The sequence below is a fragment of the Dactylosporangium sp. McL0621 genome (assembly GCF_049995355.1).
GTDB lineage: Bacteria > Actinomycetota > Actinomycetes > Mycobacteriales > Micromonosporaceae > Dactylosporangium.
This window is the reverse complement of the sequence record NZ_CP188259.1, coordinates 4,161,748-4,174,242: the sequence shown is the minus strand read 5'-3', so window position 1 is coordinate 4,174,242 and position 12,495 is coordinate 4,161,748. Positions and strand designations below refer to the sequence as shown.

Here is a 12,495-nt window from a genome sequence, read left to right as displayed (position 1 = left end):
TCTCCGTTCAGCTGGTGTGGCCCAGTGCGCCGGTGCGCAGGATATCGGCCGTGCAGCGCAGCAGCCGGTGGCAGAGGACGGACTCGTCAGCCCACCGCTGCCAGGACTCGGCGTCCTCCGCCACGCGGGTGTCGAGGCCCGCGAACGACCGGTCCTCGACCGGGTCGCCGGTGACCGGGTCCACCACGGGCGAAGCAGGCTCCGACGGGTCCGGGTACCGCAGCACGAACGCCAGCGCCGCCGCCTCGGTGCGCAGCCGCTGCGCCGAGACGAAGCACATGACCCCGGCCGGCGAATCGGCGCACAGCACCCGTTCCAGCCGGCGCGGGAGCACGACGACCTCCTGCTGGCAGGCGGCCAGCAGATGGTCGAAGGCCGCGCCGCGGTCCGGCAAGGTGTCGTACGCCTGGTACATCCCGGGCTCGTACGGCGGCTCGGCCGCCGGTGCCGAACCCACCACCGCGACGTGCCGGGCCAGCCAGTCGAGCCGGTCCGCCCGGCGGGCGTGGGACGAGTACGGACCCATCGACTCGCCCAGCAGGCACGGATCGGTGCCCGGGTCCAGCGGCGGGTCGATCTCGTCGAGTGCGCGGGGCTCCCGGTGCTCGGCCAGGCCGAGACCGCGCAGGGCCTCGTTCATCGCGCCGAGGTAGGCCTCGCGAGCGGCGAGCGGCCAGTGCTCCTCGCCGTCGGGATCGGTGCACAGGAACAGGCCGACGTCGAGGCTGAAACCCATCGCCGGATGCTACCGGGTGCGCAGGCCGTCGAGGATGAGCGCGAGCATGTGCGGGGACCGGTCCCCGGGCCCCGGCGCGGACCGCCAGAGGGCGCCGGTGAGTTGCAGGAAGTCGCCGGGGTCGGCGTCCGGACGGATGCTGCCGTCCCGCCGGCCGGCGTCGAGGAGCTCGGTGATGGCGCCGATGACCGGGCCGTAGGTCTGTTCGGCGATGGCCTGATGCGCGCCGGAGCTGAGGGCGTCGCCGAGACCGTGCTTGCGGCGCATGGCCTCGACGAGATCGGTGGTCCACCGGCGCAGCGCCTCCAGCGGCGGCAGCTCGGCCAGCAGCGGGGGCACGGTACCGATGATCCGCTCGATCTCCTCCTGGTAGACGGCGAGGACGAGCGTCTCGCGGCTCGGGAAGTTCCGGTAGAGGGTGCCCGCACCCACGCCGGAGCGCTGGGCGATCTGGTTCATCGACGTCTCGCCGTCCTCGGCGAACGCCTCGCGGGCGGCCTGCAGGATGCGAGCCCGGTTCTCGCGAGCGTCGGCACGAACCATCGGATCCCTCACCCTTGCTAAGTGGAGAGCTCTCCACTACCGTAACTGGAGAACTCTCCACAAAGTCTAGCGGAGGAGCAGCGGATGACAACTGTCCTGGTCACCGGGGGATCCGGGTTCGTCGGGAGCCGGTGCGTGCTCGCGCTGCTCGAGGCCGGGCACGACGTGCGCACGACGGTCCGCGACCTCGGGCGCGAGCCGGCCCTGCGCGCGCAGCTGCGCGCCGCGGCCGCGTTCGACGACGCCCGGCTGACCGTCGTGCGGGCCGACCTGCGCGGCGACGACGGGTGGGCCGGCGCGGCCGACGGATGCGAGTACGTGCTCCACGTCGCCTCGCCGACCCTGCGGCACGCGCCGGGGGACGAGCGGGCGATGGTCGACGCCGCCCGGGACGGCGTGCTGCGGGTGCTGCGGGCGGCCCGGGCCGGCGGCGTCCGGCGGGTCGTGCTGACGAGTGCGTTCGGGGCCGTCGGCTACGGGCATGCGCGCCGGTCGGCGCCGTTCACGGAGGAGGACTGGACGAACGTCGATGCCGACATCGCGCCGTACCAGCGGTCGAAGACGCTGGCCGAGCGCGCCGCCTGGCGGTTCGTCCATGAGGAGGGCGACGGGCTCGAACTGTCGGCCGTGCACCCCACCGCGGTGCTCGGGCCCCTCCTCGGCCCCGACGACCCGCCCTCGCTGCGGGTTATCCGGGGCATGCTGTCCGGCGACATGCCCGCATGCCCGCCGTTCGGCACCGGCTGGGTCGATGTCCGCGACGTCGCCGAGCTGCACCTGCGCGCCATGACCGACCCGGCCGCGGCCGGGGAGCGGTTCCTCGCGACCGCCGGGCCCAGCCTGCGCGTCGTCGAGGTCGCGCGCATCCTGCACGAGCGGCTCGGGCCGCGGGCGGCCAAGGTCCCCACCCGCGAGATGCCGCTCGTGGTGGCCCGCGTGCTCGGCCTCTTCAACGCGCGCCTGCGAGCGCTGCGCCCGCAGCTGGGCCGGGACTTCGACGCGTCCAGCGCCAAGGCCGAGCGCCTCCTCGGGTGGGTGCCGCGCCCGATCGGGGACACCATCGCCGAGACCGCCGAGAGCCTCCTGGCGCACGCCTGATCAGGCGCGGCGCAGGGCCATGAGGGAGCGCGAGCCGGCCGGGGTGACGTCGACGGTGGCGAGGCCGGCCCGGGCGGCCACGGTGCGCAGGTGCTCCAGGGTGCGCTCGCGGCCGTTGAAGTAGCACAGCATGCGCAGGTCGCCCTCGGTGTCGAAGGTGTCGCCGATGTGGTCGCAGACGAGGACGGTGCCGGTGTCGCCGGCCGCGTCGGCGCAGCGTTGCAGGATGCGCTCGGCGTCCTCGTCCGGCCAGTCGTGCAGTACACCCGAGAGCACATAGCCGCCCGCGCCCGGCGGCAGCTCGTCGAAGAAGCTGCCCGCAACGACGCCGGCCCGGTCGGCCAGGCCCGCCGCGGCGATCGCCCGCTCCGCGCGGTCCACGGCGCCCGGGAGGTCGACGACGGTGCCGCGCAGGCCCGGATGCGCGGCCAGGATCGCGATGAGCAGGCTGCCGTCACCGCCGCCCACGTCGACGACGTGGCCGAGGGCGGCCCACGGGTAGGCGGCGGCGACGTCGGGGCCGGCGGTCGTCAGCCGCGACCGCATCAGGCCGTCGAACTGGGCCTGCCTTGCCGGGTCGGCGACCAGGTCCTCCCAGAACGGCCGGCCGAAGCGGCGCGGGAAGACCGGCTCGCCGGTGCGCACGGTGTGCAGCAGGTCGGCGAAGCACAGGTCGGCGCGGCCGACGGAGCCCTCGAGGTCGAGCCACGGCCGCTGGCCGCCGGGGTGGTCGTCGCGCAGCTGCTCGCCGAGGCCCGTGAGCGCGTAGCCGGTCTCGGCCCGTGTCACCACGCCGGCCGTCGCCAGGTGCCCGAGCAGCCGCGCGAGCGCTTCCGGGTCGGCGCCGACGCGGTCGGCGAGGGCGTCGGCGGTCGTCCGGCCGGCGGCGATGTGGTCGGCGAGCCGCAGCGTCGCCGCGACCCGGATCGCCATCGGCGTGAGCAGGTCCGCCGCCGCCCACAGGCTCGGTTCTTCGCTCATCGGGCCGCCTCCAGCCATTGCTCGGGGTCCCGGCCGCCGACCAGGCCGAGGTACTCGCTCGCCGGCGCCACCCCGGCCAGGCGGCGCAGCTGCGGCGTGAGGCTCCGCAGCCGTTCGGGCCCGGTCGCCAGGGTGTGGTTGTCGGCGGGCCGCAGCCACGGCAGGACGTGCTCGCAGATCAGGGCGCGGCGGGTCGCCGGGCCGCGGTTCTCACCGGCGGCGTGCCACAGCCGGCCGCTGTACACCACGGCGCTGCCGGCGGGCATAACGACCGGGACCAGCTCGTGGGGCTCGGGGCGCCGCCCGGCCGGCCAGCGGTGGCTGCCCGGCGCGACAACCGTCGCGCCGTTGTCCGCGGTGAAGTCGTCGAGGGCCCAGATGACGTTCGTCTCCGCCTCGACGTCGCGGGGCAGCGGATACACACCCGCGTCGAAATGCAGCGACTGGGCGCCCTGGCCCGGGTCGACCGCGGTGAGGAACAGCATGCCGAACTGGTACACCGGGCCCAGGCGCTCCGCGACGAGCGCGTGCACCGCCGGGTGGGTCAGCGGCGCCTCGAAGGCGCCGACGCTACCCAGCAGGGAGTACACGCGCCGGGTCTTCCGCCCGTCGAAGTCGTTGCCGCTCCACCCGACGCCGTGCAGCAGGTCGTCGGCGTGCCGGACGGCCGCCGCCAGCCGCTCGCCGGCGAGCAGCGCGGGCAGAACGACGAAGCCGTCGGCCTCCAGCGTCACGGGTGCGTCCCCTGGTACTCCTGCGCCGCCGCCGTCGGGTCGAGCGTCGGTCCGGAGGGCAGCAGCGCCACGAACGGCAGCGGCAGGCGGCTCGCCGACGCCGGGTTGAGCTGCAGGCGGGCCACCGCGTCGGCGGAGACGATCGGGAAGCGCTGGCCCGACTCGGTCACGAGGTTGTAGCCGCCGTCCTGGCCGGCCGTCGTCGTCGCCAGCACCAGCGCGCCGGTGCCCGGGACGATCGCGACCGACGTGGCCAGGTCAGTGTCGGGGCCGGCCTTGGTGGCGATCGGCGGGGCCGACGCCGGCGCCGGCATCTCCGGCGGCAGGCTCACCGACACGGCCCAGGGCGCGTCGCCGGGCGGCGTGCCGGGCGTGGTGGAGATGCACAGCGGCTGCCCGCGGACGGGGTCGACCGCCTTCGGTACCTCCTTGGGCCAGCCGGACCTCCCCGGCACGGCCTGCTTGGAGGTCGCGGCGTTGACGGCCCCGCGGTCGGCCTTGACCAGCTTGCTGTCGCCGGCCAGCAGCAGCGTGGCGGTCAGCGGCGAGACGGCGCTGAGCCCGTCGGACTGCACGAGGAAGTAGCCCGGGCCCGGGCCGGTGCCCTGGGTCTGGAGCACGTCGCCGACGTTGGCCTGGACCGGCAGCGTCGTCTGCGGGGCACCGCCGTGCTGCACGGCCGGCACCGCGATCTCCGGGCCCTCGGGCAGCGTGTCGAGCACGCGCGGCGGCACGGCGATCGGGCGGGCGTCCTGCAGGCCGAGCAGCGCGCGGGTGTTGCCGGTCAGCCGGTACCGCCGGCCGAGGGTGACGAGCCAGGTCGTCCCGCCGTCCTCGGCCACGACCGCGGACTCGGCGCCGAGCGCCCCCGGCGCCGGGGCGGGCAGGCCGACGAGCACCTCGACCTCGGGCCGCACCACCTGGGAGCCCGACGGGAGCATGCACACCGTCCACGGGCCGGCGGCCAGGCGCTGCGGGATGCCGTCGGGCGCGCCGGGGATGCCGACCGGCAGGCCGCGGCGCTTGCCGTCGAGGGCGGAGGAGCGGACCTCGGTGGGCCGGCCGCCGCCGACGAGCAGCGCCGAGCTGAGGTTGAGCGCCGGGTGGAGCACGCCGTCGACCAGCACGTACCGGTCGCCGCTGCCCTTGACCAGGACCGCGCCCGAGTCCGGCAGCGAGGGGCCGCCGCCGCCGCCGAGCAGTCCGGCGACGCCGAAGCCGGCCATGACGAGCACGGCGATGACCGTGCTGCCGACCATCGTGCGGTTCAGGCGGCGGTGCGGGTCCTGGCCGGCCTCGTCGGAGCCCAGGACCAGGCTCGTCACCCGCCGCCGGCTCTCGTAGTCGTAGGCGGCGACGTGGTCCCGGGTGGTCGCCATCGCGTCGCTGCATCCTCACCGTCGGGTTGTCCAGGTGCGTCCTGCGGCACCATGATACGGGCAACGGATCGATACCACTGACCGGAACGGGGCGGCGGAAGTGGCGGTACAGGCGTACGAGGCGGGGGCCCGGCCCCGTCGCAGCGGCGGGCGGCTGCGCATCGGCCGGGGGCGTCTGCTCGCGCTCGAGGCGGCCGTCGGGGCCGCGGTCGCGGGCGGGGCCCTGCTGGGCGTCGGCGGCTGGACCCTCGTCGGCGTCGCGGTCGTGGTGCTGGCGGTCGCGCTGGCCCGCCGGGACCGGCGCTGGCTGACCGACCTGCTGGCCGCGCGGGTGCGCCGGGACGCGGCGGCGAGCGTGCTCGCGGCCGCCCGGCCCGCGGCCGCGCCCCCCGTGGCCGGCCTGACGGCTCCCCCGCCCGTCGCGGCGCCCGTGCTGGGCGGCCCGGCCCAGCTGGGCGCGGCGGCCCGGATCGCGCCGCGGCTGGAGGTGGCCGAGTGCACCGACCGCAACGGGCACCCGCTCGGCGTCGCGTGGGACGGGCAGGGCTTCGCGGCCGCGCTCGAGCTGGACACCCGCACGCCGGTGCGGGTGGACCTGGGCCGCCTCGCCGCGTTCGCCGCCGACGACGACGTGCCGCTGGCCGGCGTACAGGTGCTGATCGAGCAGCTCGGGGTCGCCCGCACCAACGGCAACGGCGCCGTGCCGCAGGCCCGCGACCCGTGGCCGGGGGCCGGCATCCCGCTCATGCGCCGCGCCTGGGTGTCGGTGCGCTACGAGCCGATCTGGGCGCCCGAGGCGGCCCGGCGGCGGGGCGGGGGCGGCGCGGACGGCGCGCGGCTGGCGGTCGCCGCGGCGCTGGCCCGGCTCCGGGTGCGTCTGCTGGGTCAGGGCGTGTCGACGGTACCGATGGATGCTCCGTCTTTGGCCCGAACGCTGCGCGGTGTCGGGGACCCCGCCCCCGACGGCGCCGTCCGGCGCGACGCGTGGGTCACCGGCGGCGGCCACCACCACTGCCTGGGTGCGGCGGTCGCGTCCCCGGCCGACTGGCTCGCGCTGCTCGACGCCGTCGCGCGCGGCCCCGCGAACCGGGCCGTGCTGTCTCTCGCCGTCGAGCTGGACGGCCCGGCCGCCCGCACCCGCGCCGCGCTGCGCGTGGTCGGCGCCGACCCGGCCGACGCGCGCCAGGCCCGGCAGCGCCTCCTCGACGCCGGCCTGGCCACCCCGCTGCCCGGCGCCCAGGCCGCCGGCGTGCTGGCCACCCTCCCCCTCGGCGGCGGCCCGCGCCCGCTGACCGGCGCCATCGGCTGGACGTCGCGATGAGCCGCCGCGACACCCGCCCCCGTGCGGCCGCCCCGGCCCCGCGCCCGGCCGCGCCCGGCGACGCCGACCTGACGATGCTGCCGTCCGTGCGCTGGGACTCCCCCGGCCACGTCGGCCTGGCCCTCGACATCCCGATCGGCGGGCTGTACCTGGGCACCGACCGCGCCGGCCGCCCCGCCGCCGTCGCCGCGATCCAGCCGCACCCGGTCCGCCTCGGCGTGCTCGGCCACCCCGCGCTCGCCGCGGCGCTGGTCTACCGCCTGGTCGGCGTCGGCTGCCACGTCGCCGTGCTCACCGCCGACGACCGCTACTGGGCCACGCTGCGCACGCTCATCAGCGGCCCGGGCCTGACCTGGCTGGACGGCCCGTCGAACTGGCCCCCGGCCCCGGGCAGCGCCCCGGCGACGTACCCGGGCCCGCAGGTCCTCGTCGTCGACCACCCGAGCCCGCCGCCGATGTGGGTCGGCGAGCACCCGTGGTGCACGGTCGTGCACGTGAGCGCGGCCCCGCCGGAGGGCACGGAGTTCTGGTCGCGCGTGGACGCGATCCTGCTGACCGGCCAGGGGTACTCGGGCGTGGTCGCGCGGCGCTTCGGGCACCCGGACGCGGCCCTGGCCGACGAGCTGCGCCCGGGCGAGATCGCGCTGGCCGACCGGCACGGGGTGCTGCCGATCCTGTTCCCGCGCACCCCGTAGCCGTTCGGGTCGACGACGGTCGCCGGATCGCCGGGGGCGGTGCACGGGCGGGCGATCCACTCCGCGATATCGGCCGCCTACGATGCGCATGCGGGCCGGGTCCCGCCATCCCCGAGCGGAGGCGGCGTGCTGATCTGCGGCGTGATCGCGTACGGCACCGTGCCGGGCTGGTTCCTGCTCGACGCGCTCGCCGGCCGCGACCGGGGGCGCGTCGCCGGCGGCGTCCTGATGCTCGTACTCACCGCGGGCATCGCCGCGCTCGCGGGCGGTCCGGCCGCGGCCGGGCCGGCGGCGCTCGGCGCGCTGCTCGGCTGCGCCGCACACCGGCTCGTCCGGCACCGGGCCCGGGCGGCCGCCGTCCAGGAGGAGTTGCCGTGACGTTCATCGAGTGGGGCGCGTTCGCGTTCGGCGCCGTGATCGGCTGGTTCACCTACTACGTGAACCGGTACCGCGCCTCGGTGCAGCTCGCCGACGTCGCGACGATCGTCGGCGCCCTCGGCGGCGGGGCCGTCCTCGCCCTGTTCCCCGAGAAGACCCGGCTCTTCGCCGCCTACGGCCTGGGCCTCGCGGCCGGGTTCTTCGTGTACTTCGTGCTGCTGGTCATCATGGTGTGGCGCGCGAAGGGGTTCACCGCCGCGTACTTCCTCGACGGGCGCCGGCCCGCGCTGGACAAGCACGAGATCGCCGGCGACGACTCCCACCCGATGCTCGCGGGCGAGAACGCGGCCGCGGGCCTCTGATGCCCGGCTGGCTGCATTGGCTCCTCGACGCGGGCCGGGTCGCACTCGGCGCGGTCGCGCTGGCCATGGTGTGGAAGCTGCGGGAGGCGTGGCGCCGGTGGCGGTACCACGAGGTCCGGCGCTGGTCCGACCTGCTGCGGATCCGACGGCCGGTGTGGCCCCGGCCGGACCTGGTGGCGGTGGCGATGGTCCACCCGCCGTCCGTCGTGAGGTGGGTGCTCGGGTGGTTCCCCCGGCGGCCCGCGACGAGCGGGCCGCTGGTGAGCACCGGCATCGCCGAGCACGGGAAGCCGAGACGGACGCTGCCCCCGGACCGGTGCCTCGAGCCCGGCACCGACTACGTGTTCTGGTTCGCGACGGGGGCCAGGCCGCTGCGCGGCGCGATCGACATCTCGTTCCGGGCGCTCGTCCCGCCGCCGGACGCCGGGCCCGGCACGCAGCTGCACGTCGCCGTCTTCGCGTACCCGGACGAGCTGGTCCTCGACCCGGCCGCGGACGTCGGCGTGCTCTCCGTGCACCCCGGCGGCATCCGGATCGCCGAGCAGCCCGCGGCCCGCTACACCGGCTCGGACCGGCTCTGCTTCCCGTTCCGCACCCCCGCCCGCGAGGGCCGGTTCCGGCTGCGCTGCAACGTGTACTGCCGCCGGACGCTGCTGCAGTCCCGGGTCGTCGAGGTCACCGTGCGAGCCGGCGGCACGGCCCCCGAGGCCCTGCGGACCGTCGTGGACTACGTCGCCGGAGGCGCGCTCGACCACGACACCCTGACGGACGTCGAGCCCCTGCGCCTGTCGGTGCTCGTCAACGACAACGGCGACGGCACCAGCGCCTTCCGGTTCTTCGGCGAGCAGCGGCTCAAGGCCGACGTCGTGCTGGACCGGGGCGAGCTGCAGGACGAGATCGACCGGGCCCGCCGCACCCTGTCCCACGTCGCCTGGGGCGACGCCGGCGGCTGGACGGAGGGGGCACGGTACCGGTACGGGCGGCTGCCCGGCTCGACGTTCCACGACGACCTGATCACCATGGCGCTGTCCGGGTACCGGTTCTGGGCGCACACCGCCGGGCGCTTCGCCGAGCGGGTTGAGCCGCCCCTGCCCCGGGAGGTGGACCCGCCGATCAGCGGGCTGCAGTCGCTCATGCGCCGTCCGGGCGTGGTCGAGGTGGCCGGCAAGAGCGGCCTCACGTTCACCGTCCCGGTGGCGCTGTTCTACGACCATCCGCTGGACACGGTCCGCGAGCGGCTGCGCGTCTGCCCGGACGCGCTGGCCGCGATCGGTGCGGCCGGGTCGGGCGCCGAACTGGCGGCCACGGCGTGCTTCCGCGGTGAGTGCCCGGCGTACCACGATCGGAACATCGTCTGCCCCGGCGGGTTCTGGGGCTTCCGGCACGCGGTCGCGCTGCCGCAGTCGCTGACCTACGCCGTCGCCGGCGACGCGGTCCCGGACGACGGCCCCGACGGCCGGTACCTCGACGTGACCGACCGGCCGAACGTCATCGTGGGCGTGGCCGACGAGTTCGCCGGCGCTCACGAACAGTGGGTCGCCTCGCTCGGCGCGACCCATCGCCGCTACGACGACCGCGACGCACTGCTGGCCGGCCTGCGGGACCGGGCCTTCGGCCCGCACCTGGTCTACCTGTACTGCCACGGCAGCGACCGCGCCGGCCTGCCCGCCGTGGTCGTCGGGCAGTCCGGCTCGCCGGGAATCGGGTACGAGCTCATCGCCGACGGCGGGGTGTACTGGCCGCGGACCCACCCGCTCGTGTTCCTCAACGGCTGCCGCACCGCCACCGTCGAGCCGCGCGTGGCGATGAACTTCGTGGACGCGTTCGTCCGCGTCGCCCGCGCCTCGGGCCTGATCGGCACCGAGATCACCACCGACGAGCGGCTCGGCGCCCGGTTCGGGCGGGCGTTCCTGGAGTGTTTCGTCGAGCGGCGTGACCCGCTGGCGGCGGCCCTGCTCGATGCCCGGCTCACGCTCCTGGCCGAAGGGGACCCGCTCGGCATGGCCTTCGTCGGGTACGCCGCCCCGCAGCTGCGCATCCGCGTCCGGCCGCCGGCCGCCGTACCCGCCTGAGCGGTCCTGTCCCGGGCCGGCCCGTCAGGCGCGTCCGGCCGCCGGCCGCCGTACCCGCCTGAGCGGTCCTGTCCCGGGCCGGCCCGTCAGGCCCGCGGCGCCTCCGGCAGGGCGGGGCGCAGGTAGACCGTGGTGCGGGCGCCCTTGGCCGAGCGGGCCCGCGTGAACAGGCTGTGCAGGCGGCCCGTCCGCTCCGGCCAGCCCGGCAGCAGCCGCGCCGCGACCGCGTCGAACGCGCGGCGGTCGCCGGTCGTGCCGAGCCAGGCGCCGACCCGCCGGGCGATCTCGGCGTGGCCGATCATCGGCCGCATGAAGCCGGAGGCGGTCGACACCTCGCAGACGCGGCCGGTGGCGAGGTCGACGCGCAGCATGATGCCGGCGCGGTGGGTGGCCGCCACCTCCTCGGTCAGCACCCCGGGGATCGCCGGGCGGACCGGGTCGAGCTCGGCCGGCAGTCCGGCGTCGGCGAGCACGGCGGTGACCAGCTCCGGGCGCCAGCCGGGCAGCTCGTAGTACACCTTGACGCCGATGCGGCCGCCGGGCGCCAGGCCGATGCCGAGCTCCTGGCAGAAGCCGTGCCCCTCCAGCTTGGCCAGCACGTCCAGCGCCGGGGCCCCGGCCGGCAGGCCCAGCCCGCGCAGCGCCGCGGTGACCCGCCGCCGGGCCCCGCCGTCGTCGAGGTGCTGGTGCAGGCTGCTGAGGTACACCTTGAGGACCTCGCGCCCGCCCGCCTCGGCGTCGACGCCGGCCCAGACCCAGAAGCGGTTGCCCTCGGGCACCGGCAGGGCCGGGTCGACCATCGCCTGCAGGGCCGGGCGGGCGTCGAGCCACGCCTGCTCGCAGCCGAGGAGCCCGGCGGCCCGGCCGATCGCGTGCAGGCCGCTCACGGCCCGCGAGAACGCCGGCAGGACGGGGTCGCCGACCTCCACGGTGTACCGCAGCGCCGGCGCCCCGTCGGTGACCGACAGCTCCACCGGCAGCCCGCCGGCCAGACCCGACAGCTGCGCGCTCGGCCACGGCGCGGGCGCGGCCAGCGACTCCCGGGTCAGCTCGCCGAAGACCGCGACCGCGCGGGACGGTTCGACGCCGAGGTCGGCCGCGACCTGCCCGATCAGCCGGTCGTAGCCGTGCCCGAGCGCGTCCCGCCCGGGCGCGGCCGTGACCGGCGCCGGCGGGGCGGACGGCAGCGGCCCGGCGGCCAGCAGCGCCCGCAGCGCGGTGGCGGTGGTGAACACCCCGCGGGAGTCGATGCTGCGCTCGGTGAGGCCGCCGCCGCTCGGGTCGGGCACGAGCAACTCGGCGTCGCCGGCCCAGCCGCCGCCGGGGCGCTCGGCGGCCAGCAGCGGGGCCGCGTCGGCGGGCGCGTCGGTGAGCACGAGGGCCTGCAGCCACAGCGCGTGGCCGAACGCGGTGACCGGCGGGCGCACCGGCGCGGGCACCGGGGTCAGGCCGGGCCGGCCGGCGACCGCCCACGCCTCCAGCGCGAGCACGGTCGGGTACCCGTCCTCGGCCCACCAGATGCTCGTCCACCGGCCCGGCGGCTTCTGCCAGCCCGCGACGAGCCGCAGGAAGCCGTCGGCCAGCGCGGCCCGGTCGAGCACGCCGGCCTCGTGCTGGGCCAGCAGCGCCGCCGCCGACACGTCCGGCGTGGGCTCCGACCAGCGGCGGGTGCGGGCGACGTCGCGATAGGTGCGGTACCCGGTGCCGGTCTCGTGCGCGGCCAGGAAGGCCAGCGCCGGCGGCGGCACCGGCCGGCCGCGGGCGGCCAGCAGCCGCACGGCCCACGCCGTCGAGTCGGCGTCGGGCGCGACGCCGCGGTTGTAGCCCCAGACGCCGCCCGGTCCGGCCGCGCCCAGCAGCCAGCCGGCGGCCGCGTCGGCCCCCTCGGCCGCGGCCGCGCGCACCGGCGGCGGCAGGTGCTCCGCGTTCGCCGCGGCGGCCAGCGCGGTGCCGGCGTAGCCGGTGACCCACGTGTCCGAGCACCCGACCGCGACCATGAAGTCGCTCCAGCTCCCGCCCGGGTGCTGCAACCGGCGCAGGTGCTCCACCCCCCGTGCCGCAGGCTGCATGACGCACCGACCCCCATCCGGCGCGGCCGGGCGGAATCGCCGGGGCCGCGGCTTATCGACGTGCATGGCAGAATACGGGGTAACCGTGATCCTTCGAAGCGCCGCCCGCGGGGGGCAGGAAACGGGG

At 76.9% G+C, this 12,495-nt stretch carries 12 protein-coding genes; 6 read left to right on the top strand and 6 right to left on the bottom strand.

Annotation, left to right across the window (positions count from 1 at the left end; genetic code table 11):
- Nucleotides 1–7: 7 nt before the first annotated feature.
- Together ACPPVO_RS19750 and ACPPVO_RS19745 are read right to left on the bottom strand one after the other, a co-directional pair.
- The gene (locus ACPPVO_RS19750; RefSeq protein ID WP_426512668.1) at nt 8–736 is read right to left on the bottom strand and encodes a hypothetical protein; all 729 of its coding nucleotides are present in this window, start codon (nt 734–736) and stop codon (nt 8–10) included.
- Between the two features lie 9 nt (nt 737–745).
- Nucleotides 746–1,279: a TetR/AcrR family transcriptional regulator gene (locus ACPPVO_RS19745; RefSeq protein ID WP_426512667.1), complete on the bottom strand. Its 534-nt coding sequence runs from the start codon at nt 1,277–1,279 to the stop codon at nt 746–748.
- Nucleotides 1,280–1,363: 84 nt separating this feature from the next.
- Between ACPPVO_RS19745 and ACPPVO_RS19740 the strand changes: the two genes are divergently transcribed.
- Nucleotides 1,364–2,377, top strand: coding sequence for an SDR family oxidoreductase (locus ACPPVO_RS19740; protein WP_426512666.1), 1,014 nt, complete (start codon nt 1,364–1,366; stop codon nt 2,375–2,377).
- On the opposite strand, the gene ACPPVO_RS19735 is transcribed toward ACPPVO_RS19740, so the two are convergent.
- Genes ACPPVO_RS19735 through eccB form a run of 3 tightly spaced genes read right to left on the bottom strand, consistent with a single transcriptional unit; the run spans nt 2,378 to nt 5,471 of the window.
- Entirely contained in the window at nt 2,378–3,358 is a 981-nt protein-coding gene (locus ACPPVO_RS19735; protein WP_426512665.1) for a methyltransferase, read from the bottom strand.
- On the bottom strand, nt 3,355–4,092 hold the full coding sequence (locus ACPPVO_RS19730) for a phytanoyl-CoA dioxygenase family protein (RefSeq protein WP_426512664.1): 738 nt from the start codon (nt 4,090–4,092) through the stop codon (nt 3,355–3,357). Before ACPPVO_RS19730 ends, ACPPVO_RS19735 begins: the two co-directional genes overlap by 4 nt.
- Nucleotides 4,089–5,471, bottom strand: a complete 1,383-nt coding sequence (gene eccB, locus ACPPVO_RS19725) for a type VII secretion protein EccB (RefSeq protein ID WP_426512663.1) — start codon at nt 5,469–5,471, stop codon at nt 4,089–4,091. The genes ACPPVO_RS19730 and eccB overlap by 4 nt, the downstream gene beginning before the upstream one ends.
- A 100-nt stretch (nt 5,472–5,571) precedes the next feature.
- On the opposite strand from eccB, the gene ACPPVO_RS19720 reads away from it, so the two are divergent.
- The 5 genes from ACPPVO_RS19720 (at nt 5,572) to ACPPVO_RS19700 (ending at nt 10,299) form a co-directional block, all read left to right on the top strand.
- Complete coding sequence (locus ACPPVO_RS19720) at nt 5,572–6,792, top strand: type VII secretion protein EccE (protein ID WP_426512662.1); 1,221 nt, start codon at nt 5,572–5,574, stop codon at nt 6,790–6,792.
- The gene (locus tag ACPPVO_RS19715) at nt 6,789–7,487 is read left to right on the top strand and encodes a hypothetical protein (RefSeq protein ID WP_426512661.1); all 699 of its coding nucleotides are present in this window, start codon (nt 6,789–6,791) and stop codon (nt 7,485–7,487) included. Before ACPPVO_RS19720 ends, ACPPVO_RS19715 begins: the two co-directional genes overlap by 4 nt.
- Before the next feature lie 126 nt (nt 7,488–7,613).
- Nucleotides 7,614–7,865, top strand: a complete 252-nt coding sequence (locus ACPPVO_RS19710; RefSeq protein ID WP_426512660.1) for a hypothetical protein — start codon at nt 7,614–7,616, stop codon at nt 7,863–7,865.
- Nucleotides 7,862–8,227 (top strand): hypothetical protein, encoded by a 366-nt coding sequence (locus ACPPVO_RS19705; RefSeq protein ID WP_426512659.1) that lies wholly within the window; start codon nt 7,862–7,864, stop codon nt 8,225–8,227. The genes ACPPVO_RS19710 and ACPPVO_RS19705 overlap by 4 nt, the downstream gene beginning before the upstream one ends.
- A complete protein-coding gene (locus ACPPVO_RS19700) occupies nt 8,227–10,299 on the top strand; it encodes a hypothetical protein (RefSeq protein WP_426512658.1) in 2,073 nt (690 codons plus the stop codon). Before ACPPVO_RS19705 ends, ACPPVO_RS19700 begins: the two co-directional genes overlap by 1 nt.
- 86 nt (nt 10,300–10,385) lie before the next feature.
- Here the strand turns inward: ACPPVO_RS19700 and ACPPVO_RS19695 are convergent, their stop codons facing one another.
- Complete coding sequence (locus ACPPVO_RS19695) at nt 10,386–12,368, bottom strand: hypothetical protein (protein WP_426512657.1); 1,983 nt, start codon at nt 12,366–12,368, stop codon at nt 10,386–10,388.
- Nucleotides 12,369–12,495: the final 127 nt, after the last annotated feature.

Bases quoted from the DNA above. Each gene is read 5' to 3' on its own strand.
- ACPPVO_RS19700 (WP_426512658.1), top strand. From the start codon at position 8,227: ATGCCCGGCTGGCTGCATTGGCTCCTCGACGCGGGCCGGGTCGCACTC.
- ACPPVO_RS19715 (WP_426512661.1), top strand. From the start codon at position 6,789: ATGAGCCGCCGCGACACCCGCCCCCGTGCGGCCGCCCCGGCCCCGCGC.
- eccB (WP_426512663.1), bottom strand. From the start codon at position 5,471: ATGGCGACCACCCGGGACCACGTCGCCGCCTACGACTACGAGAGCCGG.
- ACPPVO_RS19740 (WP_426512666.1), top strand. From the start codon at position 1,364: ATGACAACTGTCCTGGTCACCGGGGGATCCGGGTTCGTCGGGAGCCGG.
- ACPPVO_RS19735 (WP_426512665.1), bottom strand. From the start codon at position 3,358: ATGAGCGAAGAACCGAGCCTGTGGGCGGCGGCGGACCTGCTCACGCCG.
- ACPPVO_RS19750 (WP_426512668.1), bottom strand. From the start codon at position 736: ATGGGTTTCAGCCTCGACGTCGGCCTGTTCCTGTGCACCGATCCCGAC.
- ACPPVO_RS19695 (WP_426512657.1), bottom strand. From the start codon at position 12,368: ATGCAGCCTGCGGCACGGGGGGTGGAGCACCTGCGCCGGTTGCAGCAC.
- ACPPVO_RS19745 (WP_426512667.1), bottom strand. From the start codon at position 1,279: ATGGTTCGTGCCGACGCTCGCGAGAACCGGGCTCGCATCCTGCAGGCC.